Here is a 26,038-nt window from a genome sequence, read left to right on the forward strand (position 1 = left end):
GGCGTTCTGCGAACGAAGAGCCCTCGACAGCCTGTCGCACGCTTCCCGTTAAACGACAGCCTACTTGTCGACAGTCGCCATCGGCCAGGTCGACCGCTGTCCAGGCGCCCGGACGCAGCCCGCCGCCGCAGCATGCATCGGCACCGCCTCCCCCTGCGGACGCAGCAGCTGTATCCAGGCATCCATGACCTTCGACACCCATGCGCCGAGTCCTACAGAACGGTAGAGTGCCGTCACGGCTCCAGGGTGACGGAGCCTCCCAATCGACTGACGCTCCTGGAGCCTTTGTGATTCGCACACCTCATCTGTTGACCCTGTCCCTGGCCGTGGCGGCCGCGTTGAGCGGCTGCAAGAAATCCGACGATGCCGCACCGGCAGCGCCAGCCACCGATGCCGCAACCACGGCACCGGCCGCACCGAAGACGCTGACGCTGGACCAGAGCAAGTTGCCGCCGGTGAACCAGTTCACTGCCGCGGATCTGGACACCAACGCCAACGCCTGTACCGACCTGAACGCGTACGCCAACGCCAAGTTCCTGGCTGCCCACCCGGTCCCCAACGATCGCACCAGCTGGGGCGCGTTCGAAATGCTGGACGAGCGTTCCAACGCCATCCAGCAACAGCTGGCCGAACAGGCTGCCGCCGAAAGCGGCGCAACCGGGGTAGAGAAGATCGTCGGTGACCTGTGGTCTACCGGCATGGACGAAGCCAAGGTCAATGCCCAGGGCATCGAACCGCTGAAGCCGGAACTGGCCGCCATCGAGGGGATCACCGATCAGGCCAAGCTGGTCGATTACCTGCGCAGCAGCGCCGCCAAGGGCCAGAACGAACTGTTCGGCTTCGGCGCCGAGGCCGACTTCAAGAACTCCAGTCAGAACATCGCCTATGCGATGCAGGGCGGCCTGGGCCTGCCGGATCCGGAGTACTACACCAACGCCAGCAACAAGCCCAAGCTCGAAGCCTATCAGGCGCATATCGCCAAGGTGCTGGAACTGTCGGGCGTGGCCGCAGCCGATGCCGCTGCCCAGGCCAAGCAGGTCGTGGATTTCGAAACCCGCCTGGCCAAGGTGTCCAAGACCAGCACGCAGATGTCGCGCGATGCCTCTCTGGCCTACAACCCCGTCTCGCCGGCCGAGGCCGACAAGCTGACGCCGAACTGGTCGTGGACCGAGTTCTTCAAGTCGCAAGGCGTGGCCACGCCGGAAATGTTCTCGCTGGCGATCCCCGCCTTCCATCAGGAAGTGAGCAAGATGATCGCCGACACCGATCCGGCGATCTGGCGTGCCTACCTGCGCTTCCATGCCGTCGATGGCGCATCGCCGTTCCTCAGCCAGCCGTTCGTCGATGAGAACTTCGCGTTCTACAACAAGACCATGCGCGGCCAGAAGGAAATCAAGCCGCGCTGGAAGCGCGTGCTGGCCACCATCAACAGCCAGGCCGGCGAAACCCTCGGCCAGATGTACGTCAAGGTCGCCTTCCCCGCCGATTCCAAGGCCAAGATGGAGACGCTGGTCGGCAACCTGCGGACCGCGCTGAAGGCCCGCATCGAGAAGCTGGACTGGATGAGCCCGGAGACCAAGGCCAAGGCGATCGCCAAGTGGGAGAGCTTTACGCCCAAGATCGGCTACCCGGAAAAGTGGCGCGACTGGAACGGCCTGAGCACGAGCCGCGACAGCTATCTGGGTAACGTGATGGCCGCGCAAGAGTTCAACTACAAGTGGAACCTGTCCAAGATCGGCAAGCCGGTGGACAAGACCGAATGGGGCATGAGCCCGCAGACGGTCAACGCCTACTACAACCCGCTGCAGAACGAGATCGTGTTCCCGGCCGCCATCCTGCAGCCGCCGTTCTTCGATCCGAACGCACCGGAGGAGATGAACTACGGTGGCATCGGCGCGGTGATCGGCCATGAAATGACGCACGGCTACGACGACCAGGGCAGCCGCTTCGGTGCCGATGGCAACTTCATTGCCGATCCGGGCTGGTGGACGCAGAAGGACCTGGATGCGTTCAAGGCACGCACCGGCAAGCTGGTGGCGCAGTTCGACGGCTACCGCACGCCGGCAGGCGACAAGGTCAAGGGCGATCTGACCCTGGGCGAGAACATCGCTGACCTGGGCGGCCTGAACACCGCCTACGACGCGATGCAGGCAGCGACCGCCGGCAAGGATGACCCCAAGACCGACGGCATTACCCGTGACCAGCGCTTCTTCCTCAACTGGGCCACGGTGTGGCGTCGCAACTTCACCCCGGAAGAACTGGTGGTGCGCCTGAAGACCGACCCGCATGCACCGGCGAACTTCCGTGCGATCGGCGCGCCGTCGAACATGCCGGCCTTTGCCGCCGCCTTCTCCTGCAAGGCGGGCGATGCGATGGTGCGGCCAGAGAAGGATCGTGTGGTGATCTGGTAAGCACGACCGGCAACACCCAGGCACACGGACGGCGATCGCGAGATCGCCGTCCGTTTTTGTTTCCCTCCACGCCATCGCCTGCAAGACGCCGGTAGTGCGCTCTTGGGATGTTGCCGCGTGACGCGTCGGTCGATCCGCACGCAGAGACGGCACGCGGCGCTCGTCCATAGGGTCTCGCTGATGTGCTGGCAGTCGCCAACCACGGCATCACGGCGAACGTGCCGCCAGGGCACTGGCCCACCGATGCCGCGCTGGCGTCCGCGCGCCCGATCGCCAAAGCCTCAACAAATCTCAACGCCCCTGGTCTCAAGGCCGCGTCCGCTTACACTGCCGACTGTTCTCCGCGGACCGCTCGCCATGTCGTTGCTCAAGGCCTCTCCCCTCGCCCTCGCCCTGGTCGCCTGCCTGTCGGCCTGCCAACGGACGCCCGACAATGGCATGCAGGCGAACACCGCCGCCCCACCGACGCCAGCGGCCAAGCCTGCCGCCCGCGCCTTCGATATCGGCGAGCTGGATACGTCCATCAGCGCCTGCAAGGATCTCGACGCCTTCGTCAACGGCAAATGGATCAAGGCCAATCCGATCCCCGCCGATCGCAGCAGCTGGGGCGTGTTCGACACGCTGGCCGAGCACAGCCTGGATACCCAACGCGAGATCGTCGAGAACGCCGCCAAACAAGCGAACCAGCAGACCGATCCGCTGGCACGCAAGCTCGGCCTGTTGTACGCCGCCGGCATGGACGAGGCCGCGATCGAGGCGGCGGGCGATCAGCCGATTCGCCCACAACTGGACGCGATCGCAGCGTTGACATCGGGCAAGGACGTCGCCGACTACATCACCCGCCGCTATGCCGACGGCGACGGGTACGTGTTCGAGTTCGGCTCCGGCGCCGACTTCCAAAACGCCGCGATGCAGATCGCCTTCGCCAGCGAAGGCGGCCTGGGATTGCCGACCAAGGACTATTACACCGCCGCCGAATATGCCCCCATCCGCGCGGCCTACCTGGCCTACATCGCGCGATCGTTCGAACTCACCGGCAGCTCCGCCGATGCGGCCAAGGCGCAGGCCAACGATGTGATGGCCCTGGAAACGCGCCTGGCGGCCGCCTCGCTGGCGCCTGCCGACGCACGCGATCCCAAGAACGAGTACCACTTCGTCAGCACCGCCGATGCAGAGAAGATGACGCCGCATTTTTCCTGGAAGGCGTTCTTTGCCGCGCAGGGTGTGGATCCCGGTAAGGGTTTCTCGTTGTCGCAGCCGCGGTTTTTCGCAGCGTTCGACCACGAACTGGCGCACGCCCCCATCGACCAGTGGCGCGCCTATCTGCGCTTCCACACCATCGACTCCGCTGCCGGCGCGCTCAGCAAGGCCTTCGTGGACAACAGCTTCCAGTTCCATGGCAAGACGCTGGCCGGGCAGCCGGAGCAACGCCCGCGCTGGAAGCGCGTGCTCGGCGCAGTCAACCGCGCCATGGGCGAAGGCCTTGGCCAACTCTACGTGGCCAAGACCTTCACTCCGGAAGCCAAGCAGCGTGCTGGCGAGCTGGTGGGAAATATCCAGGCCGCCCTCAAGGCGCGTATCGAACGGGTGGAGTGGATGAGCCCGCAAACCAAGGCCAAGGCGCTGGCCAAGTGGGAAACCTTCCTGCCCAAGATCGGCTATCCCGACACCTGGCGCGATTGGTCGGGGCTGGAGATCGTGCCGGGCGACTATTACCGCAATCTGCAGGCAGCGGCCAAGTTCAATTACCAGTACGACCTGGCGCAGATCGGCAAGCCGACCGATCGCAAGCGCTGGTCGATGACGCCGCAGACGGTCAACGCCTATTACGATCCGACCACCAACACCATCAACTTCCCCGCCGCGATCCTGCAGCCACCGTTCTTCGACGCCAACGCCGACGATGCCTTGAACTATGGCGCGATCGGCGCGGTGATCGGCCACGAATCCACCCACGGGTTCGACGACCAGGGCAGCCAGTTCGATGGCGCGGGCAATAACGTCAACTGGTGGCTGCCGCAGGACCGCACCGCGTTCGATCAACGTGCTGCCAAATTGGTCAAACAGTTCGACGACTATGTGCCGCTGGCCGACAAGCCGACGCTGCACGTCAATGGTCGCCTGACGCTGGGTGAGAACATCGCCGACCTGGGCGGCATCAACATCGCCTACGACGCGCTGCAGACCGCACTGAAGGCGCATCCCGAGCGCGCAGCGGCCGTCGACGGCTACCGGCCCGAACAGCGCTTCTTCCTTGGCTTCGCCCGCAACTGGCGCGAGCAGATGCGTGAGCAGATGCAGCTGATGCTGCTGGCGTCCGATCCGCATGCCCCCAGCCACCTGCGTGCGATCGCCGCACCATCGAACATGCCGCAATTCGCCGCGGCGTTCTCCTGCAAGGCCAGCGACCCGATGGTGCGGCCGGAGCAGGACCGCGTGGTGATCTGGTAGGCCAGGCACGGGCGGATCGTCCCGGGCGGCACGCGCCGCCCGGGCGGCGACGGCGATGGCGTGAATCCGCCGGATGGAGAGGCGGATAGAGGAAACCCGCCTGCCTGCGCGGCACGCAGCCTTGCTAAACTCCGCCGACTTCACCTCGGCCACCTCGTCTCGATGCCCACCATCCGTCCGCTTGCCCTCGCCCTTGGCTTCAGCCTGATCACGCTGCTGTCCGCCCCCGACGCCGACGCCGCTCGCAAGAAGAAGGCTCCCGCCAAGGCACCGGCAGTGCCGGCTGCCTGCAGCAACTTCTACGACTACGCCAATGCGGCCTGGCTCAAGAGCAACCCGATGCCCCAGGCCGGCGCGGTCACCGCGCTGGGCCAGCTGTCCGACCGCGCCCTGCAGCAGCAGCGCGATCTGCTCGATGCGGCGATGAAGAGCCCGCAGGGCAACGTACAGAAGCTGCTCGGCGACTTCTGGGCCAGCGGCCTGGATGAAGCGGCGGTGGAAAAGGATGGCTCCAACCCGATCGCGCCGCTGCTCTCGCGCATCGATGCGATCAAGAAGGCCAAGGATGTGCCCGCTTCGATCGCCGCCCTGCATCAGGTCGGCATCCCGGTGGCCTTCAACTTCGGCCCGGATGTGGACCTGAAGGCGCTGGATCGTCATATCGGTTACTTCATGCAGGGCGGCATGGGCTTGCCCGACCCGGCCTTCTACACCCGCACCGACGCCGATACCCAGGCGCTGATGGGCCGCTACCGCAACTACGTCAAGCAGATCCTGACCCTGACCGGGACGCCAGCCGATCGGCTGGAGGCCGACGCCGGTTCGGTGCTGCAGATCGAATCCGCGCTGGCGCGCACGGCGAAGTCGGTCGAAGGCATCAACAACCCGTTCAACAACTACGCGCCGGTCGCCACCAAGGACCTGGCCAAGCAGTACAAGAACTTGCGCCTGGGCGACTTCCTGCAAGCGCAGGGCGTCAAGGACGATCTGGTATCGATGGCCGATCCGGCCATGTTCAAGCAGCTGGACAGCATGATCGTCAGCATCAAGCCGGAACAGTGGCAGGCCTACCTGCGCTGGCGCGTGGGCGATGCGATGGCGCCGTACCTGTCCAAGAGCTTCCGCGATGCCGAGTACCAGTTCCGCGGCCGTCTGCTGCGCGGCGAAGCCGTGCCGCCGCAGCGCTGGCAGCAGGTGCTGGATGCGATCAACGTCGCCGCCGGCCCGATGCTTGGCCGCGAGTACGTGGCGCGCTACCTGAGCAGCGATACCCGCCGCCAGGCCGAGGCGATCGCCGACCAGATCCGCGACGCGCAGGTGGCCGCGCTGGAGCGCACCGGCTGGGGCAATGGCGACGTCGTCAATGAAGCCAAGGCCAAGCTGGCGGCAATGAAGATCGAGGTAGGCGCACCGCGCCGCGATCTGGACTACACCGTCCAGCCGATGGGCCGCGGCAGCTTCGGCGGCAATATGCTGATCGCCTCGACCTGGCGCCATCGCGAAGAGATGAAGCGCATCGGCAAGGGCAATGCCGATCGGCGTTGGGACGTGTTGCCGCAGCAGCCGGCATTGGCCTACGACATCGCCCAGAATCGCCTGGTCGTCACCGCCGCGGTGCTGCAGCCGCCGGTACTGACCGCAGGTGGCACAGCGGCCGCGCAATACGGTGCCTACGGCGCCCTGGTCGCGCATGAAGTGACCCGTGCCATCGATGCCAAGGGCGCCCTGGTCGATGCCAAGGGCGAACTGCGCAACTGGTGGACGCCCGCAGAGAAGAGCGCCTGGACCCAGTTGACCAGCAAGGTCGCCAGCCAGTACTCCGCCTACCCGTATCCGGGCGTGCCCAACGCCAAGGTCAACGGCACCCAGACCGCGGAAGAAAACCTGGCCGACCAAGCCGGCGTCGAACTGGCCTGGCAGGCGTTCAACAAGGCGCAGCCGGCTGCCAGCAGCGCCGACAAGCAGGCCTTCTTCACCGCGTGGGCCGGCTTGTGGGCGCAGCAGGTCTCGCCCAACGAGGCCATTCAGCGCGCCAGCGCCGATATCCGTGCACCGGGCGAGTGGCGCACCAATGGGCCGCTGTCCAACCTGCCCGAGTTCGGCGCAACATTCCAGTGCAAGGCGGGCCAGCCGATGCAGCGCGCCGAGTCCGAGCAGTTGAAGATCTGGCGCTGATCCAAGGGACGCCCGTAAGAAAAAAGAGCGCGGATTCCGCGCTCTTTTTTTATATGCCCGTTTTTACCGACCGATCGCAGGCCAGGATCCCAAGCCCGCGACCGGCCTCAGCGCACGCGGCGGCCCGGCAGCGAAAGCGCGGATGCCCGCCCCGCGCCCGAGATGCTTAACGCACCACCCGCAGCGGCGGCTTACGGCGTCGCCCACCCTTGCCGCTACCCCCGAACGGCGGCTGGCCGCGCCAATAGCGGATCATCAACCAACCGAACAACATGCCACCCAGATGGGCGAAATGCGCCACGCCTGGCTGCCAGCCGGTGGCCCCCAACAGCAGCTCGATCGCACCGAAGACGATCACGAACGTGCGCGCCTTCATCGGGATCGGTGGGAACAACAGCATCACCCGCTGATTGGGGAACAGCATGCCGTAGGCGAGCAGCAAGCCGAACACGCCGCCCGACGCACCTAGCACCGGCGCGCCGCCCTGGGTGAGCCAGGCCACCAGCAGCTGGCACACACCGGCACCGGCGACGCACACCAGGTAGTAGCTCAGGAAGCGCTTCGGCCCCCAGGTCTGTTCCAGCGGCGCGCCAAACATGAAGAGCGCCAGCATGTTGAAGAACAGATGGTTGAAGCTGCCATGCAGAAACGCATAGGTCAGCAACTGCCAGGGCATGAAGCTGGCGCCTGGCGAAAACGCATCGAAGCCGCTGGAAATCGGCCACAGCATCAGCGGCGCGAGGGTGGCATCGGAGGGCGACACCCCGGGGGCAAAGTCGCCCAACGCCCACTGCAGGACGAACAGGCCAATATTGGCGATCAACAAGGCTTTGGTAACGGGCGGCAAACGCGGAAACATGGCGACATCCTTCGGACCTGCCGGCCATCATAGCCGTAGGCCTATGAAGGACCCCATACGGCCGCGTCCAGGCGCTCGGCCGCGCTGGGACGCCGCACACGTCCCCGCTCCACCGTCACGCCCTCGGCGCGCAGGCGCTGGGATTGCTCGCGATACGCCGCCGCGCCTTCGGGAAACGCGATACGCCCATCGCTACGCAGCACGCGATGCCATGGCAGCTGCGGATCGGTATTGCCACTGAGCACCCGCGCCACCAACCGGGCCCGGCCTGGCAAGCCGGCACGGGCGGCGACTTCGCCATAACCGGCGACCTGGCCGGCGGGAATGGCCCGCACCACGGCGAGGATGACTTGCCGCGCCTGCTCAGCGGTCGCTGCGGCGGTGCGGGGGGCGGTGCGGGAGATGGGACTGACCATGTCGCGATGATGCCAGTCGGTGCCGCGGTGAGGAACGTGCCGGCCTTGGCAAGGGATGATCGGATGTGCAGACAGCCTTCAAGGCCGAGTTCCGTCCCCGCACCGACCGCTCCGCGACGCAGCAGCGCGGGGCTATCGAAGCAGCGCGATGCTTGCCGAGGTCGCTGCTTGGTCGCGTCGGTGCGCGGCACTTGCCCAGCGCATTGAGTCTGGGAGCCACCGTCTGGCACAGCGCAAGCGCATCGGCGCGCAGCGCACCGGCTGCGCCTGGCCATTGCCCGCAATCTGGGTGATGCCGCGCCAGATTCCACGCCAAGGCGCAGCACGTGTTGTTCGTCGACGAAACGAGCCTGGGGCACGTTCGCCGCAGGCATTGCACGCGGCGTGGGCGCTGGCGGTACTGACCGCCAGCTCGCTCAATGCATCAGCACGATTTCTTCCGAAGACGTTGGATGGATCGCGACGGTGTCGTCGAAGTCGCGCTTGGTCGCCCCCATCTTCAGCGCCACCGCAAAGCCCTGCAACATTTCGTCTGCGGCTTCGCCCAGCAGGTGCACGCCAACCACCCGCTCGTCATCGCCCGCGCAGACCAGCTTGAACAGGCTGCGCTGCGGTGCATCGGCCAGCGCGTGCAGCATCGGCCGGAAGTTGCTGCGGTACACGCGCACGGCGTCGCCGTACTGCGCGCGTGCCTGCTCTTCGCTCATGCCCACCTGTCCCAATGGCGGATGCGAGAACACCACGCTGGGGACGTTGTCGTAGTCCATGCGCGCATCCGGACGATGGCCGAACAGACGATCCATCAGGCGACGCCCTGCAGCAATGGCAACCGGCGTCAGGCCGACCTTGCCAGCGACATCGCCGATGGCGTGGATGTTGGAGACGGCGGTGGTCTGCCATTCGTCCACGACCACCTCGCCCTTGTCGCCGAGCGCCACGCCCACCGCTTCCAGCCCGAGACCGGCGGTGTTGGCGCGCCGCCCCACCGCCAGGAACACCTCATCGAACACATCGTTGCCTTGCTCGCTGGCATGGCGAGCGCGCCCACGCACGCGCAGGCCACCGGTCGCATCGCGCTCCAGCCCGGTGGTCTGGAAACCGAAATGCAGACGCACGCCGAGATGACGCAGGTTATCGGCCAATTGCAGGGTCAGTTCGGCATCGAACCGCTCCAGCAAGCGGTCGCCCTGCACGAACAGGTGCACGCGGCTTCCCAGCGCCTGCAGCAGCCCGGCGATTTCCACCGCGATATAGCCGCCACCGACGATGGCGACCTGCGGCGGCGCATGGCAGAGATTGAAGAAATCGTCCGAGACGCTGCCATGTTCGGCACCGGCGATGTCCGGGCGCAGCGGATGGGCGCCAGTGGCGATGACGATATGGTCGGCGGTCACGGCCACGCCATCGTCGCCCATCACGGTATGACGATCGCGCAACACGCCACGTCGCGGCACCAACACGACACCATCATTGTCCAGCCGCCGCCGATAGCTGGCGTGGATGTTGGCGATGTAGCCCTGGCGGTGCGTCACCAATTCCTTCCAGGACAGCACTGGACGCGGGACGTCGAAGCCGAGCGCACCGGCCAGCTCGATCTGACCGGCCAGGTTGGCAGCCAGCCACATCGCCTTCTTCGGCACGCAGCCCAGATTGACGCAGGTTCCACCCAGCTCGCCCGGCTCCATGATGGCCACACGTGCGCCATGGCTGGCGGCGCGGAATGCCGCAGCAAGGCCGCCAGAGCCGCCACCCAACACCAGCACATCGTAGTCATGGCGAGCGCTCATGCGCAGATCCCCGATCGCTCGAACACGGTATTCCGCGCCAGGGCGCGCCAGGTGATCACATCCGCCATGGTCTTCGTTCGCTGTCTCTGCATCTGCGCACAGCATGCCACGTCGGGTCGCGATTCCCCTGTGAGGAACGCGTGCCGGCGCTCAGCGACGCATCGGCGGCACCCGCAGATAGGTCGTGCTGCGCCACAGCCATTCGACCGGACCGAAACGGAAATACCGCAACCACAGCCGGCTCAGCACCACTTGCAGGGCGAACACGCCGAGCGCGAATGGCAGCTGCCAGACACGTGGCAGTTGCTCGAACCATCCCAGGCCATAGCCGTAGAACACCCAGGTACACAGCAGCGATTGCAGCAGATAGTTGCTGAGCGCCATGCGTCCGGCGGGCGCCAGCCACGCCAGTTGGTGCGCCCAGCGCACCAGCCAGGCCATGTAGCCCAGGCTCATCAGCAAGCCGGCGATCAGCGCCAGCGCGAAGGCACACGACAAGCGCAGATCCAGCCGCGCCGGATCCATCCATGGTTCCAGTGCCACGCTGAGCAGCATCGCCCCCAATCCCAGCGGAAACGCGACATAGCGCAAGGCGGCGAACACGCGCGCAAAGCGCTCCGGTGCGGCAATGGCGCCGCTGCGCACGAACCAGCCACCGAGCAGGAACATGCCCAGCATGGTCGGCGCATTGATGCTCAAGCCGCTCAACGCATGTTGCAGATCGTGCCAGCGCTGCTCGGTGGCTTGCAGAAAGCTGCCGCTGCCAAACGCCACCCGTTGCGCCTGCACATTGGCCGCTGCCTGCCGCGATGCCTCGGCCACCGCTTGCTGCCATTGGCTCGCCGCTGTCGGGTCGCGCTGGGTCATCGACGCAGCGCCGCCGTACAGCAGCATCAGGAACGGCGCAGCCAGATAGATCAGCACGGCCAGCCAGGGCAGCGTGGGCGTGGCGAGCCGGCGCGTGGCGAGCAGCAGCGGTGCCAGCAACGCATAGGTCAGCAAAATATCGCCAGACCACAGCAGCAGGGCATGCAGCAGGCCGATGACCAGCAGTCCGGCGCTGCGACGCAGGTACATGCCGGCGAACGGACGTGCCGCGTGCTGCGCACGCTGCATCATCACGGCAAAGCCCATGCCGAACAGCAGCGAAAACAAGGTGTAGAACTTGCCCTGGACCAACACGTAGATCAGCGCATCGGCAAGTCGGTCGGCGCCATGCCAATGCGGGTCCACCCCGGTCATTGCCAGATCGAGCGGGCCGACGAAGCCTTCGATGTTCATCAGCAGGATGCCGAGCAGCGCGGCACCGCGCAGCACGTCCAGCACGGTGATGCGCTCAGCGGCGGCGATCGGCAGCAGCGGCGTGGACTCGGTCATGGCAGCGACGCTCGGCAAGGCAATGGCACCCCATACAACGCAAACGGCCCGCCGAATGGGCGGGCCGTTGCGGCAAAACGCAGGATCTTAGTGGTGATGACCGCCGTCGCCGTGCACGTGGCCGTGATCGCGCTCTTCCTGCGAGGCATCACGCACCTCGACGATCTCGACATCGAAATGCAGATCCTTGCCCGCCATCGGGTGGTTCAGATCGACGTCGACCACGCTCATGCCGACCTTCTGCACGGTGACCGCGCGCGGGCCGAAATTGGTCTGCAAGACGACCTGGGTGCCCGGGGTCAACTTGGTATTGCCGAAGTGCTTCTTGGGCACGCGCTGGCTCAGGCCCTCGCGGTACTCGCCGTAGGCGTCGGCCGCCTTGACGTCGACGCCGAAGCTTTCGCCGGCTTCCTTGTCCATCATTGCCGCTTCCAGGCCCGGGATGATGTTGCCATGGCCGATCAGGATCGCCAGCGGATCGCGGTCCTTGGAGCTTTCGATCGGCTCCTGGCCGATCTCGGAAACGGTGTAATGGAAACGGACGACGCGGTCTTTTTCGATCTTCATGCCTGACTCTGAGTGAGCTGCCCGACGGCAGACGGTTGAGGACGGCTTGTCGGCCGCCGGGAGCGCCGCCATCATGGCGAACGTCCAAACGCGTATTATCCCGGCTCGATGCCTATCACGCCAGTTTTCGCCGGTCGCGCCCGGCATGTCCGCGCCGTCCTGCTGCTGGCAGCGCTGCTGCTGTTGGCCGCCTGCTCCTCGCAGGCACCGGTCCGCCGCTCCAGCACGCCAGCGCCGACGCCGCGCGTCTGGCCGCAGGTACCACCGGCCGATCCGGCCGCGGCCAACAACATTCTGATGCGTGCACTGGGCCTGGTCGGCACGCCCTATCGCTATGGCGGCAACACGCCGGAATCGGGTTTCGACTGTAGCGGATTGGTCACTTACGTCTACCGCGATGTGCTCGCCCTGACCCTGCCCCGCACCTCACGTGAATTGGCTGCGGTGCAGGGACCGCGCATCCCGCCCGAACGGCTGACCACCGGCGATCTGGTGTTCTTCAGCAGTGGCGGCGCGGTGACTCACGTCGGCATCTATGTCGGTGACGGGCGTTTCGTCCATGCCCCGAGCACGGGGGGGACGGTGCGCCTGGATTCTCTCGACGGAGCTTACTGGCGCGACCATTATTCAGGTTCAAAACGGGTTTTGCACTAAAATGTGATGCACATCACATGTCATAAAACGGAAAGTTAACTCAATTTGAACGTAACGATCCTTTCACCAGGGCATCATCCCGCATCGACAGTAGAAATGTGATTCCCGCGTGACGAACGACGAACAGCTGAACCCTGGCGCCGCCCCGCTACCGCCCCGGAAACCGCTCCGCCTGCTGTGTGCCACCGCACTCTGGCTCGCCGCCCTGCCCGCCTTGGCGCAAACCGCCACTGGCACCCCAACCGCAGCGCCGGCGGCCGCTGCCGATGCCGCTGCTACCGTCGAGAAGGCCGCTCCGCGCAGCCGTGCCGATGCAGCCGCAACCGCCACCCTGGCTGCCCTGCTGCCGCATCTGGCGGCCAACGACGCCATTCCGCTGATGGACCGCTCGGCGATGTTCGCCGGCGACCTCAGCCGCCTGCTGGCCAACTACGACGTTTCGCAGAGTGCGGCCAGCGCGGCGCAAAACGCCGTCGCCGACAGCAAAGTGCAGGTGATCCTGCAACGCGCCATGGCATTGCTGGGTACCCCGTACCGCTGGGGCGGCGAATCGACCGACGGTTTCGACTGCAGCGGCCTGGTCGGCTATGTGTTCAAGACCGCGCTGGGGATCGAACTGCCACGCGTCTCGCGCGACATCGCCCGCGAGGACAGTGCCGAACTGATCAAGGACCGCAATGCCCTGAAAGCCGGGGACCTGGTGTTCTTCGGCCGCCGTGGTCGCATCGATCACGTCGGGCTGTACGTCAGCGAAGGCCAGTTCCTGCACGCCCCCAGCCGCGGCAAGGACGTGCGGGTGGACTCGCTGGTCAGCGGCTACTGGAGCGAAAAGTTCATTCAGGCGCGCCGCGTGCTCTAAGCCGCCGGCGACGCTGGAATCCTGCAAGGCCGCGGCGATCCCGCGGCCTTTTGCTTGGCACGCTGCCGACCCCGCGCTGGCGGGCGTGTTGCTGCCAGCAAACACCGTCCTGCCGCCGCTGCACGCTCAGGCTTCCGTGCCGGCCTGATAGTGGGCAATGGTGTCCTCGATGCCCTTGCTGAGTTCCATCACCTTCAAGGCGTATTCGGCCAGGCGTTGATCCTCGTCGGTCGAGGGCTGCCATGCCGGCACCGCAACCGAGGTCACTCCGTCCGGGTCCATCGCCACGAACACGATGATGCAGTGGGTGCACAGGCGTGCATCGCCGCCCATCGGGCTGCGTGCACGCACATCGATGGCGAAGTGCATGCTGCTGCGGCCGGTATAGACCAGCTTGGCCGAGACGCTGACCAGATCGCCGATCCGCACCGGGGCGACGAAGCGGATGCCACCGACCGCGACGGTGACGCAATAGTGACCGCTCCAACCGCTGGCAGCGGCAAAACCGGCCTGGTCGATCCACTTCATCACCACCCCGCCATGCACCTTGCCGCCGAAGTTGACGTCGTTGGGCTCGGCCAGGAAGCGGAAGGTCAGGTCGCGTTGTTGTCCTGTCATCGGGCGCTCCTGCGGCGCGGCTTCGGATGCGCGGCAGTGTGACATGCGCGGATGCGATCGCAGTGGGCACTCAACCCACCCCAGGTGCGGCAGACGCGCCTTGCACGCGCCATCCGGTCAGCCAGACCGCCAGCGATCGCGGCACTCACGCGTCGAGGTTGTCCTGGCGACGAATGCATAGCCACGGAAAGTGCGGTTGCGGGCGCCGCAACCAGCGTCGCAGCCGGGCACGCGGTCGCCGCGGGTCGAAGCGCATTTGCACCACGAAGCGATCGAAGCTGGCATAGGTGTGCTGGTGGTAATGCGCGGCCAACGCCGGGTAGCCCAGGCCATCGAAGTAACGCAAGGTGCGGGCCGCGCTGTCGCGGGCCTGTTGCGCACTTGCGTACAGCGGACTGTCGACGATATGCAGCTCGCCAGCGGCATGCAGCAGCGGTAGCAAGCGTGCGACCAGCGCGGCCGCATCGGCGAAATACTGGATGCAGGCCGGCAGCACGATGGTGGCGAACAACGCGGGCGGCAGCGCCAGGGTCTGGATATCCGCCGCGACAAAGCTCAGCCGCGGATCGTGGCCGAAGACTCGCGCCGCCTGCGCCAGCTCGGTGCGATTGACGTCCACACCGCAGACCTCGCATTGCAAGGCGTCCATCAGCAGATGCGACAACCAGCCATTGCCGCAGCCCAACTCCAGGATCGGCCCCTGCCCGCTGCGCAAGCGCAGATGCTCGACCAGCAGGCGACTGGAGAGTGCACGCACCCTCCATTCGTGGCTGGCCCCCAGCGCACCGCCTGGTTGCGGCAGGCGGCGGACCTGGGCATCGCTGTACAGCCGGCCTTCCTGGCGACGGATGTGCAGATACTGCTGCTCGAACTCGCCCGGCGGCAGGCCGGCCTGCACCAGCACGCCCGCGTCTTCCCGCAGCGGTGCAAACGCCTGCAAGCGCTCATGCAGGATCGGAGAAAACCCGCTGTCCACGCCGCGACTCAGCGTGAGGACGGCCGATCGGACAGCGACTCCTCCACCCCGACATTGCTCGACGCCGCCTCGTAAACCGCCTTGTCGAGCAGGCCGGTCTCCTTGGCGACCAGCACCGGCACCAGCATCTGCCCGGTGACATTGGTCATGGTGCGCATCATGTCGAGGATGCGGTCGATCGCATACAGGTAGCCGATCACTTCCAGCGGCAGATTGGCGGCGCTCAGCACTACCGTGGCCATCACCACCGCCGTACCCGGCACGCCGGCGGTACCGAAACTACCGAGCACCGATGCGATCAACACCACGAAGTACTGGTTGCCGGTCAGCGGCACGCCGGTGTATTGCGCAATGAACACCGCGCACAGCGCCGGAAAGATCGCCCCGCAGCCATCCATCTTGATGCTGGCGCCCAGCGGCACGGCAAACGCCGCGTAATCCTTGTTGACACCGAGGTTGTGGGTGATCGCACGCAGCGCCACCGGCATCGCAGCAAAGCTCGACGAGCTGACGAAGGCCACCTGCATGCCCGGCCCGGCACCGCGGAAGAACTTCCACGGATTCAACCCGTGCACCAGCAGCAGGCTGCTGTAGACCACCACGATATGCAGGGCGCAGGCGATGTACAGCGCCAGCACGAAGTTGCCGAACGGCAGCAGCTTGCTGAAGCCGTAGCTGCCGACCAGGCCGGCGATCAGGCCGAAGGTACCGAGCGGGGTCATCTCCAGCACGAAGCGGGTGACCTGGATCATGATGTCGCTGCACTGGCCGGTGAGCTTACGGGCTTCGGCAACGCGATCGCCCAGCTTGACCATCGCAAAGCCCAGCAGCGCGGCGAAGAAGATCACCGGCAGGATCGAACCGCGCCCCGCCGCCAGCACGGTCTCGCCGGCCGCGTTGGTCTTGGTGCCGATGCCGGTCAGCGCGTAGAACGGGTTGGACGGCACCACGTCGAGCAGCACCTGCACTGGGCTGGGCACATCGCGCGGCTTCCAGGCCGAATCCACCTGCAAACTGAAATGCCCGGCACCTGGTTGCAGCACGGTGCCGACCGCCAGGCCGACCGCCACCGCCAGCGCTGCGGTCACGATGAACCACAGAAAGGTGCGACCACCCAGTTTGGCGACCGACTGCTGGCCGTGCAAGGCGGAGATCGCATTGATCACCGCGAAGAACACCAGCGGCACGGCGATCATCTTGATCAGAGTGACGTACAGATCGCCCAGGGGGCCGAACCACACGTCGGCAGTCGGCCCCAGCGCCCAGCCAGCCAGCGCTCCGAGCACGAAGCCGGCCACCACGCGCTGCCAGAACGGAATGCGCAACCAGGCCGCAACCAGTGTCATGGATCGAATCATCCGGGGGGGAGAGTGCGATCACGATAGCCCAGCGCCGCGCCGGCCGCGAGGCCACGACTGGAACAGCAGCATGTCATCGATGCGACGGAGGTCGGACGCCGGGCGGCATAATGGAGGCCGATTCAGTAACGAGTGTGCCCAATGCGTTATCGCCTGTCTGTCCTTGCCGCCCTCACCACACTGTGCGCCGCTGGCTGCGCGTCGACCACTGCGCCCACCGCCCAAGGCCCCGCCGTGCAGGTGGATCTGGCGCAGATCGCGCATCCAGCGGGCGAAACGCCGCAATGGTGGTATCGCTCCGGTGCCGCACGCGCTGCCGGCAACGGCGCCATGGCTGGCCGGGCACGCAATGTGATCCTGTTCCTCGGCGATGGCATGAGCCTGACCACAGTGGCGGCTGCGCGCATTCTGGATGGCCAACGCAGGGATGGACCTGGCGAAGAGAACCTGCTGTCGTGGGAACAGTTCCCGGCCACCGCTTTCAGCAAGACCTATAACACCGATTCGCAGACTCCTGACTCGGCCGGTACGATGACCGCGATCACGACTGGCGTGAAAACGCACATGGGCGCAATCGGCGTCAGCGCCGGCAGCCGCAACGACTGTGCCGACAGCCTCGGCAAGGGCTTGCTCAGCTGGCTGCAGTTGGCCGACAGCGCCGGCATGGCCACCGGCATCGTCACCACCACCCGCCTCACCCATGCCACCCCGGCAGCCACCTATGCGCACTCGCCGGATCGCAATTGGGAAAACGACACCGATCTGCCTGCAGCCGCGCGCGCCGCGGGGTGCACGGACATCGCCCAGCAACTGCTGTCCACCGCCCGCTTCGGACGCGGTCCACAGGTCGTGCTCGGCGGCGGTCGCAGCCAATTCCAGACCGCGCAGCAACGCGACCCCGAATACGACGACAAGGTCGGCCTGCGGCTGGACGGCCGCGATCTGGTCGCCGAATGGAAACACGCCCACCCGCAGGGTGCGTACGTGTGGAACAGCGCGCAATTGCAGGCCGCCGCCGGCGCACCGGCGCTGCTTGGCCTGTTCGAGCCGGACCACATGCAGTTCGATCACGACCGCAATCGCAGCCCGCAGGGCGAGCCCAGCCTGAGCGAGCTGACGCGCACGGCGATCCAGTCGCTGGCACGCGATCCCAACGGCTTTGTGCTGATGGTGGAAGGCGGCCGCATCGACCACGCCAACCACGCCGGCAACGCCTATCGCGCGCTCGACGAAACCGTCTCGCTGTCCGAGGCGGTGCGCGCGGCCGTGCAGACCGCCCCGGCCGACACTTTGATCATCGTCACCGCCGACCATTCGCACACACTGAACTTCGTCGGCTACCCGGTGCGAGGCAATCCGATCCTGGGCAAGGTGCGCGGTGGCGGCGGCGAGGAAGGCGACCGCAGCCAGTTGGCCACCGACCTGGTCGGCCAGCCCTATACGACTTTGAGCTATGCCAATGGCCCCGGCTACACCGGCGCCAGCAACGCGCAAGCGGCCGGGCCGAAGCGCTTCCCGCACGAACCCAGCAGCAACGAACCGGCATCTGGACGCCCGGATCTGACCCACGTCGATACCGAAGCCCCCAACTACATGCAGGAAGCCTTGGTGCCGACCAAATCGGAGAGCCATGGCGGCGAGGATGTCGGTATCTGGGCGACCGGCCCGGGCAGCGCCGCGTTCCGCGGCACGCTGGAGGAGAACGTGATCTACCACGTCATCGTCCAAGCCACGCCTCGTCTGCGGCAGCGACTGTGCCGCGCAGGCACCTGCGACCAGGCCGGCGTGCCGGTCGAACTGCCGGCAGCGGACGCGTTCCTCGCCGACGCCGCACACGCGCAATGAACGCCGGCCCCGCCCGACGCGGTCATTGCGTGCACCTGGCCACGCTCGGACTGCTGCTGGCCGCGCTGGGCGGGGGACTGTCGGCCGGCGCACAGGACGCGGCGTGCCGGCCGGCCGATCCGGACGCAGTGGACACGCGCTTGCCGGGCTGTGAAGTTGGTCGCGATGGCAGGCTGCACCTGACTGCGGACACGCTACGCCAACTGAGGTTCGATCGAGATGGATTGGCGATCGTGGCGGCCGGCGATCGCTACCACTACGTGCGTCGCGATGGCCGCACCGTCCCGACCCTGACGGTCGACAATGGCCCCGATCCCTTTGCCGAGGGACTGGTGCGGGTCCCACGGCCCACCGGCGTCGCGTTCTACGATCGACAGCTGCACGAAGCGATCCCCGCCGTCCACACCTTCGCCTGGCCGTTTGCGGACGGTGTGGCTCAGGTCTGCGACGGTTGCCAGGCGGCTGCGCCCGATCGCAATGGCTATACCGCCATGCAGGGCGGACGCTGGTATTTCATCGACCGTCACAACCGTGAAGTCCCCGCAGCGGTGCGCTGAGCCGATGCAGCAATCGCGACCATCCTTCCCACGCGAGCATGCGCCGGCGGCGCCATTGCTCTTGCGACGCACTGCGGCCACTTGCAGACCCGCGCCTGTCCCCGTGCGCTCCACCGGCAGAGCAGCACCATCCGGCACGATGCCGCGCGCTGCGCACGGTCGCGTCCTGCGCCGCGGCGGATGCAAGGCGTTGTCGGGCCGCGCTGCGCAGTGCGGTTGCATGCGCGCATCTACAGGACTGCGATGACTCCGCGCGACAGCGCCATCGCATGCTCCCAGGTGGAGGCGGCCCTGCCCGCCCAGCCCCCCGCTGCGCTGCTGATCGGTTTCAGCGGCGGTCTGGACTCCAGCGTGCTGCTGCATGCGGCTGCGCAACGCCCTGCGTATCGCCGCGCCGGGCTGCGCGCCATTCACGTTCACCATGGTCTGCAAGCCGACGCCGACGCCTGGGCGACACACTGCGCCCGGATCTGCGCCGCGCTGGCGGTGCCGCTGCACGTGGTGCACGTGCAGATCGCGCACGACAGCGGCGATGGTCTGGAGGCCGCAGCCCGGCAGGCACGGCGCACGGCCTTTGCACAGTGGCTGGCGACGGACGAATGGCTGGCCCTGGCCCAGCACCGCGACGATCAGGCCGAGACCTTCCTGCTGCGCGCATTGCGCGCCTCCGGACCGGACGGCCTGGCGGCGATCCGGCCGCAGCGGCCGTTCGCTTCCAGCATGCTGTGGCGGCCCTTGCTCGCACTGCCACGCGCCGATCTGCTGGCCTACGCACAGGCGCACGGTCTGCAGTGGATCGAGGACCCGAGCAACACCGACGCCCGCCACGACCGCAATTTCCTGCGCAATCACGTGCTGCCGCTGCTGCAGCAGCGCTGGCCGCACGCCGGCGCCACGCTGGCGCGTAGCGCACAGCTGTGCGGCGAGGCCAGTGCCCTGCTGCAGGACGACGACGCAGCGCTCTTGTCAACGGTCGTGACCCCAGACGGCGCGCTGGACCTGGCGCGGCTGCGCGCGCAACCGGCGCTGCGGCGCGCGCGCCTGCTGCGTGCCTGGGTGGACGCGACCGGTGCACCGCCGCTGCCGGCGCGGGGCGTGGCCGCGCTGGAGCGCGAGATCGACGCCATCGCCAGCGATCGAAAGGCGTGCTTTCGCTGGCGGCAATGGGAGGTGCGCCGCTGGCGCCAACACCTGCATCTGCAGCGCCCCCCGGCGCCCTGGCCGGCGCATTGGCAGTCGACATGGGATGGCTGCGCGCCGTTGGCTCTACCCGATGGCACACACCTGGAGCTGGTGGGCGCCGCGAGCCTGCGCTTCGATCCGCCGCTGCAGGTGCGCGCGCGCCACGGTGGAGAACGCATCGTGCTCCCGGGTCGCAGCCACTCGCACCTGCTCAAGCACGTGCTGCAGACACTGGACCTGCCACCTTGGCAACGAACACGGCTGCCCATCCTGTGGCGCGACGCGCGGGTCCTGGCCGCCGGCGATCGCCTGCTCTCGGCCGAGCTGACGCAGTGGCTGGACGCCCACCAGGCACGTCTGCAATGGCGGCCGTCAGTGCCGACGAATTGACCGACCTGGGCGCGCGCCGCACACTTCCACGATGGCAAAGAAGTCCTCGAACGAATCCTCCCCCGTCGCCCGCTTCGAACAGTCGCTGGAAGAACTCGAACAGCTGGTGCAGAAGATGGAACTGGGCGATCTCAGCCTGGAGCAGTCGCTGAGCGCCTACGAGCGCGGCATCGGCCTGTACCGCGATTGCCAGCAGGCACTGGAACAGGCCGAACTGCGTGTGCGCCTGCTGACCGACCCGGCACGCCCGGAGCAGGCAGAAGCCTTCGAGCCGCCCGCGCCGGACGGTTTCTGAGGTGGCCGGCGCAGCGCTGCAACGCTGGGTGATCCGCACCGAACGCAACCTCGACGCCAGTCTGCCAGCGCCGGCATTGTCGCCGCAGCGCCTGCACGCGGCGATGCGGCACGCGGTGCTGGGCGGCGGCAAGCGCATTCGCCCCTTGCTGGTGTATGCCAGTGGCAGCTTGTTCGGCGCCGAGGAGGAAACCCTCGATCCTCCCGCAGTGGCGGTGGAACTGATCCATGCCTACTCGCTGGTGCACGACGACCTTCCAGCGATGGACGACGATGACCTGCGGCGCGGCCAACCCACCGTCCACATCGCCTTCGACGAAGCCACCGCAATTCTGGCCGGCGACGCCCTGCAGGCACGCGCCTTCGAGCTGCTGGCGGACGCGCCGGTCGATGCCGCACTGCGGGTCGGTTGGTTGCACTGCCTGGCCACGGCGGGCGGGGCCGCCGGTATGTGCGGCGGGCAGGCGCTGGATATCGAAGCCACCGGACAATCGCAGCCGCTGGCCGCGCTGCAACGCATGCATGCGCTCAAGACCGGTGCGCTGATCCGCGCTGCGGTGCGCATGGGTGCTCTGGGGGGTCAGGCACCGGCGGAGGATCTGCAACGCCTGGACGACTTTGCCGATGCACTGGGCCTGGCCTTCCAGGTCCGCGACGACATTCTCGATGTGGAAGCGAGCTCGGAACAATTGGGCAAGACCGCCGGCAAGGATCTGGCCCAGTCCAAGTCGACCTATCCGGCCTTGCTCGGCATGGAGGGCGCCAAGCGCAAGCTGGCGGAGCTGTCCGAGCGAATGCAGGACCTGTTGCAGCGTTATGGCGCGCCGGCCGAGGCATTGGCGACCCTGGGCCGCTTCGCGGCCGACCGCGGCCACTGACGCGCTTGGGAATGGCGCATTCCGTGCGCTAGCGCACGGTCGGCGGCGAGCATCGCAGCCGCCAACCCGTGGTGAATATCACATAAATGATATTTCACAAGATGATTTTTGGGGCGGCGAAAAGTGCAGCTCGCGCCCACCAGATGTGACTCACGCCGCACTTTCTGGCTGGACTTGCACCGCCAACAGAACAACCCACGCCGTAAAGCGGCTGCAGTCGCTCTTCATGGCACCAATCGCCCGCTTGTCGCGCCCGCTCCTGCCTGCCTAGGTTGCGGGGCCCGCGCCGCGGGCGTCCCCCGATTCCCATGGAGAGTCTCTGGTGAAGAACGTTTTCCTCGCATCGTTTGCAGCAGGCACGCTGGCCGTTGTTGGAGTCCTCGGTACCGCCCACGCGCAATCCCTGCGCGGCCCGGTGCCGTTGACCGTCGAACTGAGCCCGGTCGCCAATCAGCAGGGCAAGATTGCCGTCACCGTGACCAATACCGGCAGCCAGATCGCTCGCGTGCCGAGCTACCAGCTGCCACTGAAGTCGCTGGACAACGGCATCCTGGAGGTCAGTCGCGATGGTCGGCCGGTGGAGTACACCGGGCGTCTGGTCAAGCGCGGCCTGCCTACGGCGGCGGACTTCACCATTCTGCAACCCGGCCAGAGCGTCCAGGGCGAGGTCGATCTGGCTAACGCCTACGATCTGTCGGCCAGCGGCAACTACACGATCCAGCTGCGCTCGACGCTGCAGTACGCCTCCCTGTCCGACGGGAGCCTGATGAAGGCCGCCAACGGTCAGCCGGCGGTGGCCACCAGCGCCCCACTCACGGTGTGGCTGGACGGCGTCCGACGCGGCGTGCAGCGTCAGCTGGCAGTCGGTCCGCAGGCGGTGGTCAACGGCATCAACTATCTCAATTGCAGCAGCACGCGCACCAGCCAGGCCGCCACCGCGGTGGATGCGGCACGGACCTATTCGCAGAATGCCCGCAACTATCTCAATGCCGGCAGCACCGGCGCGCGGTACACCACTTGGTTCGGCGCCTACAACGCGTCGCGCTACAGCCGGGTCAGTTCCAACTTCGTCAACATCGACAACGCGCTGGACCAGAACAACGGTCAGCTGACGATCAACTGCAGCTGCGAGGCGGACCTGGCCAGTGCCTACGCCTACGTGTATCCGAACCAGCCTTACGAGATCCACGTCTGCAACGCATTCTGGAACGCGCCGGTGCGTGGTACCGACTCCAAGGGCGGCACCCTGGTGCATGAGACCAGCCACTTCACCGTGGTGGCCGGCACCAACGACGTGGTCTATGGGCAGAGCGGCGCGCGCAGCCTGGCCAGCAGCAACCCGGCCCAGGCGATCACCAACGCCGACAGTCACGAGTACTTCGCCGAGAACAATCCGGCGCAGAACTGATCGGGCGCAGGCAGAAACGACGAAGGCCCGGCAGCACTGCCGGGCCTTCGTCCGTTCGCGAGGCGGACTTACTTGATCAGGCGCAGCGTGAACGGATAGCGGTAGCTCTCGCCGCCATTGGCCTTGATCGCGCCCAGGATGCAGAACACCACGTTGGCGATCCACACCAGGGTCGGCAGGAAGAACAGGATGCCGAACGAGATGGCGGCGAGTACGATCGCCACGATGTACGCCAGGATCACCGTGATCTGGAAGTTGAGCGCTTCCTTGGCTTGGTCGCTCGCGAACGGCTTGGACGGCGTGGCGTCCTTGCTGACCAGCCAGATCACCAGCGCGCCGATGAACGCAGTGAGGGTTCCCAGTAGATGCGCGGCGAGCGCGAGCGTGCGCTCTTCCGACGGAGTGCTGGTGCCGACCGGCGGCGGCGGCGGTGCCGCATGCGTGTCGAAGTCGCTCATCATGTGTCCTTATGAAGGGTGGTGGTCGAGCGGCGGACTATAGCAACGTTTCCGCCCGCCACCAGTGTGCAAAGGCAGGGAGTCGTTTGGCGATCACGGCCAGGCGCGAGCGCCGCTGCCTCAACTGTCCCCGGCCACCGTCATGCGATTGATCAACACCGAGCCGATGCGCACGTGCGAGCGCGGATCCACGTCGGCGCCGACCGCCTCGATGCCGGCGAACATGTCGCGCAAATTGCCGGCGATGGTCAATCCGTCCACCGGATAGGCGACCACACCGTTCTCGATCCAGAAGCCGCCAGCCCCGCGCGAGTAGTCGCCGGTCACCGGGTTGACGCCGTTGCCCATCAGCTCGGTCACCAACAGGCCGCGCTGCATGCCGGCCACCAGCGTCGCCAGGTCGGCGGCATTCGCGCTGACCTGCAGGTTATGAACGCCGCCGGCATTGGCGGTGGTCTGCAGGCCCAGCTTGCGCGCCGAATAGCTGCCCAGCACATAGCGCTGCAGCACGCCGCCGCTGACCAGCGACGAGGCACGGGTGGCCACGCCTTCGCCGTCGAACGCGGCCGAGCGCAGACCCCGGCGCAGATGCGGCAGTTCCTCGATCGCGAACCACTCCGGGAACAAGCGGCTGCCGACGCTGTCGAGCAGGAAGCTGGCCCGCCGATACAACGCGCCGCCCGACACCGCGCCGAGCAGGTGGCCGACCAACGAACGCGCGACGTCCGGCGCGAACAGCACTGGCATTTGCCCGGTTGGCAGCGATCGCGGCTGCAGGCGCGCCACGGTGCGTTCGGCGGCCTGGCGGCCGATCGCGTCCGGCGACTGCAGGTCTTCGCGCGCCAACGCACTGCTGTACCAGCCATCGCGCTGCATGCCATCGCCCTGCCCGGCGATCAGTGCGCAACTGATGGAGTGGTGGGTGTCGCGCTCGCGACCGACGAAACCATGCGAATTGGCATACACCGACAGACTGAACCCGGTACTGGCCGACGCGCCGTCGGAATTGCTGATGCGCGGGTCGGCATCGCGGCCGGCCTGCTCGCAGGCCAATGCCAGATCCACCGCGGTATCGGCATCCAGCGCCCACGGGTGCCAGCCGTCCAGGTCGGGAAAGTCGCGCGCCATCAGCTCCGGATCGGCCAGTCCCGACGCCTCGTCGTCTTCGGTATAACGGGCGATCGCGCAGGCCTGGGCAACCGTGGCCTCCAGGCTGGCCTCGTGCAGGTCGGCGGTGCTGGCGCTGCCCTTGCGCTTGCCGAAATACACGGTCACGGCAATCCCACGATCGCGGGTGGACTCGACCGTTTCCACCTCGCCCAGGCGTACGTTCACGTCCAGGCCGCGCTCCTCGCTGCAGCTGACCTCGGCCTGGGTAGCGCCAGCGGCGCGCGCGCGCTCGAGCAGCCGCTGGGAGAGATCGGTCAGCGCCTCCAGGCGCTGCTGGCTGTCATCGCGGACGGAGGGTTCGGGGGAGAGTGCGTTCAATGCCTTATCCTATGTTGCAGATGCGGAGCCGCTGCCGAGGGCAGCAGCGCGATGGCGGTGACGACGGTCGCGCCGACGACCGCAACGGACGGCGCCCGGCGCCGTCCACGACGAGCCGGTCCTGCGACCGGCGCTGATCCAGGGGTTTTCCAATGTTTTCGGGAAGTGGTGGCAATGCGCGGACGTGACGAAGAAACCGGCGAATTCCTCGGCTCCAGCCGTAGCCAGCAACGGCGCGAGGCGCTGGAGGTGCTGGCCCTGGGCGAAAAACTGGTGGCGCTGTCGCCAGCGCAGCTGGCCAAGTTGCCGGTACCCGAATCGCTGATCCCGCACATCGAGGAAAGCCGGCGCATCACCTCGCACATCGCCCACAAGCGCCAGCTGGCGTTTCTGGCCAAGCACATGCGCCGCGAAGACGAGGCCGTGCTGCAGGCGATCCGCGAAGCCCTGGACGTCAACAGCGACACCGCCCGCCGCGAAGTGGCCGCCATGCACCGGGTCGAACGCTGGCGCGAGCGCCTGCTGGCCGAGGGCGACGTGGCGCTGGCCGAACTGCTGGAAATCTATCCCGCCGCCGATCGCCAGCAACTGCGCCAGCTGGTGCGCAATGCGATCCACGAACGCGCCAAGAACAAGCCGCCGCGCGCCTACCGCGAGCTGTTCCAGCTGCTGCGCGAGTTGTCGACGCAGGCCGGTGAGGATGCAGAGGCGGATGACGCCAGCGACGATGAGGACGGCGGCTTCGAGGTGTCGGGACCCGGGACCCGGGACCCGGGACCCAAATAAGGGCACGAACAGCGCGCGCCGAGCGCAGACCCCGGCAACGACAACGCGAGTTTGGTCGCAGGCACCATGCATCGGCGCAGCGAAGCGCATCGAGCACTCGCCAGGCTCTGCGTTCCGCGCGCTGGGTCCGCTGAACCACACGCACACCGGCTCTTGCTGCCCCCGGGTCCTGGGTCCCGAGTCCCGAGTCCCGACCACCAGCGCCCGCCACTCAGCAAGCCCTACAGTCCGTACGCGAATTCCG

Annotated in this window: 22 protein-coding genes; 12 read left to right on the plus strand and 10 right to left on the minus strand. The window is 66.8% G+C overall.

Features of this window, described 5'->3' with window-relative positions:
- The first annotated feature begins 308 nt into the window (after window positions 1-308).
- From CKY51_RS04680 to CKY51_RS04690, 3 genes are all read left to right on the plus strand, one after another.
- The gene (locus CKY51_RS04680; protein WP_152248969.1) at window positions 309-2,411 is read left to right on the plus strand and encodes a M13 family metallopeptidase; all 2,103 of its coding nucleotides are present in this window, start codon (window positions 309-311) and stop codon (window positions 2,409-2,411) included.
- A 357-nt stretch (window positions 2,412-2,768) separates the two neighbouring features.
- Window positions 2,769-4,862 (plus strand): M13 family metallopeptidase, encoded by a 2,094-nt coding sequence (locus CKY51_RS04685; RefSeq protein ID WP_022973935.1) that lies wholly within the window; start codon window positions 2,769-2,771, stop codon window positions 4,860-4,862.
- Window positions 4,863-5,024: 162 nt separating this feature from the next.
- Window positions 5,025-7,037, plus strand: coding sequence for a M13 family metallopeptidase (locus CKY51_RS04690; RefSeq protein WP_022973936.1), 2,013 nt, complete (start codon window positions 5,025-5,027; stop codon window positions 7,035-7,037).
- A 166-nt stretch (window positions 7,038-7,203) separates the two neighbouring features.
- On the opposite strand, the gene CKY51_RS04695 is transcribed toward CKY51_RS04690, so the two are convergent.
- The 5 genes from CKY51_RS04695 to CKY51_RS04715 form a co-directional block, all read right to left on the minus strand.
- Window positions 7,204-7,896: a rhomboid family intramembrane serine protease gene (locus tag CKY51_RS04695; protein ID WP_022973937.1), complete on the minus strand. Its 693-nt coding sequence runs from the start codon at window positions 7,894-7,896 to the stop codon at window positions 7,204-7,206.
- A gap of 41 nt (window positions 7,897-7,937) precedes the next feature.
- Window positions 7,938-8,312 (minus strand): MGMT family protein, encoded by a 375-nt coding sequence (locus CKY51_RS04700; protein WP_022973938.1) that lies wholly within the window; start codon window positions 8,310-8,312, stop codon window positions 7,938-7,940.
- A 416-nt stretch (window positions 8,313-8,728) separates the two neighbouring features.
- A complete protein-coding gene (gene gorA, locus CKY51_RS04705; RefSeq protein WP_022973939.1) occupies window positions 8,729-10,099 on the minus strand; it encodes a glutathione-disulfide reductase in 1,371 nt (456 codons plus the stop codon).
- Between the two features lie 150 nt (window positions 10,100-10,249).
- A complete protein-coding gene (locus tag CKY51_RS04710) occupies window positions 10,250-11,476 on the minus strand; it encodes a DUF418 domain-containing protein (RefSeq protein WP_022973940.1) in 1,227 nt (408 codons plus the stop codon).
- Between the two features lie 87 nt (window positions 11,477-11,563).
- Window positions 11,564-12,043, minus strand: a complete 480-nt coding sequence (locus CKY51_RS04715; RefSeq protein ID WP_022973941.1) for an FKBP-type peptidyl-prolyl cis-trans isomerase — start codon at window positions 12,041-12,043, stop codon at window positions 11,564-11,566.
- Window positions 12,044-12,151: 108 nt separating this feature from the next.
- Here CKY51_RS04715 and CKY51_RS04720 point away from each other — a divergent pair, with 108 nt between their 5' ends.
- A complete protein-coding gene (locus CKY51_RS04720; protein ID WP_022973942.1) occupies window positions 12,152-12,697 on the plus strand; it encodes a C40 family peptidase in 546 nt (181 codons plus the stop codon).
- A 109-nt stretch (window positions 12,698-12,806) separates the two neighbouring features.
- Window positions 12,807-13,556, plus strand: coding sequence for a C40 family peptidase (locus CKY51_RS04725; protein WP_022973943.1), 750 nt, complete (start codon window positions 12,807-12,809; stop codon window positions 13,554-13,556).
- Window positions 13,557-13,682: 126 nt separating this feature from the next.
- Here CKY51_RS04725 and CKY51_RS04730 read toward each other — a convergent pair whose 3' ends face one another.
- From CKY51_RS04730 to CKY51_RS04740, 3 genes are all read right to left on the minus strand, one after another.
- Entirely contained in the window at window positions 13,683-14,174 is a 492-nt protein-coding gene (locus tag CKY51_RS04730; RefSeq protein WP_022973944.1) for an acyl-CoA thioesterase, read from the minus strand.
- Between the two features lie 145 nt (window positions 14,175-14,319).
- Window positions 14,320-15,150 carry a class I SAM-dependent methyltransferase gene (locus CKY51_RS04735; RefSeq protein WP_022973945.1) on the minus strand — a complete coding sequence of 277 codons (831 nt, stop codon included), beginning with the start codon at window positions 15,148-15,150 and terminating at the stop codon, window positions 14,320-14,322.
- A gap of 8 nt (window positions 15,151-15,158) precedes the next feature.
- The gene (locus CKY51_RS04740; RefSeq protein WP_022973946.1) at window positions 15,159-16,496 is read right to left on the minus strand and encodes a dicarboxylate/amino acid:cation symporter; all 1,338 of its coding nucleotides are present in this window, start codon (window positions 16,494-16,496) and stop codon (window positions 15,159-15,161) included.
- A gap of 153 nt (window positions 16,497-16,649) precedes the next feature.
- Between CKY51_RS04740 and CKY51_RS04745 the strand changes: the two genes are divergently transcribed.
- The 6 genes from CKY51_RS04745 to CKY51_RS04770 all read left to right on the plus strand — a co-directional run bounded on the left by CKY51_RS04745 (window position 16,650) and on the right by CKY51_RS04770 (window position 23,062).
- Window positions 16,650-18,353, plus strand: coding sequence for an alkaline phosphatase (locus tag CKY51_RS04745; RefSeq protein ID WP_022973947.1), 1,704 nt, complete (start codon window positions 16,650-16,652; stop codon window positions 18,351-18,353).
- Window positions 18,350-18,910 (plus strand): hypothetical protein, encoded by a 561-nt coding sequence (locus tag CKY51_RS04750; RefSeq protein ID WP_022973948.1) that lies wholly within the window; start codon window positions 18,350-18,352, stop codon window positions 18,908-18,910. The genes CKY51_RS04745 and CKY51_RS04750 overlap by 4 nt, the downstream gene beginning before the upstream one ends.
- Window positions 18,911-19,153: 243 nt before the next feature.
- On the plus strand, window positions 19,154-20,482 hold the full coding sequence (gene tilS, locus CKY51_RS04755) for a tRNA lysidine(34) synthetase TilS (protein ID WP_022973949.1): 1,329 nt from the start codon (window positions 19,154-19,156) through the stop codon (window positions 20,480-20,482).
- Window positions 20,483-20,513: 31 nt separating this feature from the next.
- Window positions 20,514-20,777 (plus strand): exodeoxyribonuclease VII small subunit, encoded by a 264-nt coding sequence (locus CKY51_RS04760; RefSeq protein WP_022973950.1) that lies wholly within the window; start codon window positions 20,514-20,516, stop codon window positions 20,775-20,777.
- A gap of 1 nt (window position 20,778) precedes the next feature.
- Window positions 20,779-21,654 (plus strand): polyprenyl synthetase family protein, encoded by an 876-nt coding sequence (locus tag CKY51_RS04765; protein ID WP_022973951.1) that lies wholly within the window; start codon window positions 20,779-20,781, stop codon window positions 21,652-21,654.
- Window positions 21,655-21,976: 322 nt separating this feature from the next.
- Window positions 21,977-23,062, plus strand: a complete 1,086-nt coding sequence (locus CKY51_RS04770; RefSeq protein ID WP_022973952.1) for a M35 family metalloendopeptidase — start codon at window positions 21,977-21,979, stop codon at window positions 23,060-23,062.
- A gap of 68 nt (window positions 23,063-23,130) precedes the next feature.
- On the opposite strand, the gene CKY51_RS04775 is transcribed toward CKY51_RS04770, so the two are convergent.
- Together CKY51_RS04775 and pmbA are read right to left on the minus strand one after the other, a co-directional pair.
- Window positions 23,131-23,520 (minus strand): DUF4870 domain-containing protein, encoded by a 390-nt coding sequence (locus CKY51_RS04775; protein ID WP_022973953.1) that lies wholly within the window; start codon window positions 23,518-23,520, stop codon window positions 23,131-23,133.
- Window positions 23,521-23,640: 120 nt separating this feature from the next.
- Complete coding sequence (pmbA, locus tag CKY51_RS04780) at window positions 23,641-25,008, minus strand: metalloprotease PmbA (protein ID WP_022973954.1); 1,368 nt, start codon at window positions 25,006-25,008, stop codon at window positions 23,641-23,643.
- Window positions 25,009-25,182: 174 nt separating this feature from the next.
- Here pmbA and yjgA point away from each other — a divergent pair, with 174 nt between their 5' ends.
- Window positions 25,183-25,794: a ribosome biogenesis factor YjgA gene (gene yjgA / locus CKY51_RS04785; RefSeq protein WP_022973955.1), complete on the plus strand. Its 612-nt coding sequence runs from the start codon at window positions 25,183-25,185 to the stop codon at window positions 25,792-25,794.
- Window positions 25,795-26,038 lie beyond the last annotated feature (244 nt).

It is taken from the genome of Xanthomonas maliensis, assembly GCF_009192945.1.
Classification (GTDB): Bacteria; Pseudomonadota; Gammaproteobacteria; order Xanthomonadales; family Xanthomonadaceae; genus Xanthomonas; species Xanthomonas maliensis.

Coding starts and splice junctions, on each gene's coding strand:
- CKY51_RS04685 (WP_022973935.1), top strand. CDS start 2,769: ATGTCGTTGCTCAAGGCCTCTCCCCTCGCCCTCGCCCTGGTCGCCTGC.
- CKY51_RS04690 (WP_022973936.1), top strand. CDS start 5,025: ATGCCCACCATCCGTCCGCTTGCCCTCGCCCTTGGCTTCAGCCTGATC.
- CKY51_RS04695 (WP_022973937.1), bottom strand. CDS start 7,896: ATGTTTCCGCGTTTGCCGCCCGTTACCAAAGCCTTGTTGATCGCCAAT.
- CKY51_RS04700 (WP_022973938.1), bottom strand. CDS start 8,312: ATGGTCAGTCCCATCTCCCGCACCGCCCCCCGCACCGCCGCAGCGACC.
- gorA (WP_022973939.1), bottom strand. CDS start 10,099: ATGAGCGCTCGCCATGACTACGATGTGCTGGTGTTGGGTGGCGGCTCT.
- CKY51_RS04710 (WP_022973940.1), bottom strand. CDS start 11,476: ATGACCGAGTCCACGCCGCTGCTGCCGATCGCCGCCGCTGAGCGCATC.
- CKY51_RS04715 (WP_022973941.1), bottom strand. CDS start 12,043: ATGAAGATCGAAAAAGACCGCGTCGTCCGTTTCCATTACACCGTTTCC.
- CKY51_RS04720 (WP_022973942.1), top strand. CDS start 12,152: ATGCCTATCACGCCAGTTTTCGCCGGTCGCGCCCGGCATGTCCGCGCC.
- CKY51_RS04730 (WP_022973944.1), bottom strand. CDS start 14,174: ATGACAGGACAACAACGCGACCTGACCTTCCGCTTCCTGGCCGAGCCC.
- CKY51_RS04740 (WP_022973946.1), bottom strand. CDS start 16,496: ATGACACTGGTTGCGGCCTGGTTGCGCATTCCGTTCTGGCAGCGCGTG.
- CKY51_RS04745 (WP_022973947.1), top strand. CDS start 16,650: ATGCGTTATCGCCTGTCTGTCCTTGCCGCCCTCACCACACTGTGCGCC.
- CKY51_RS04750 (WP_022973948.1), top strand. CDS start 18,350: ATGAACGCCGGCCCCGCCCGACGCGGTCATTGCGTGCACCTGGCCACG.
- tilS (WP_022973949.1), top strand. CDS start 19,154: ATGACTCCGCGCGACAGCGCCATCGCATGCTCCCAGGTGGAGGCGGCC.
- CKY51_RS04760 (WP_022973950.1), top strand. CDS start 20,514: ATGGCAAAGAAGTCCTCGAACGAATCCTCCCCCGTCGCCCGCTTCGAA.
- CKY51_RS04775 (WP_022973953.1), bottom strand. CDS start 23,520: ATGAGCGACTTCGACACGCATGCGGCACCGCCGCCGCCGCCGGTCGGC.
- yjgA (WP_022973955.1), top strand. CDS start 25,183: ATGCGCGGACGTGACGAAGAAACCGGCGAATTCCTCGGCTCCAGCCGT.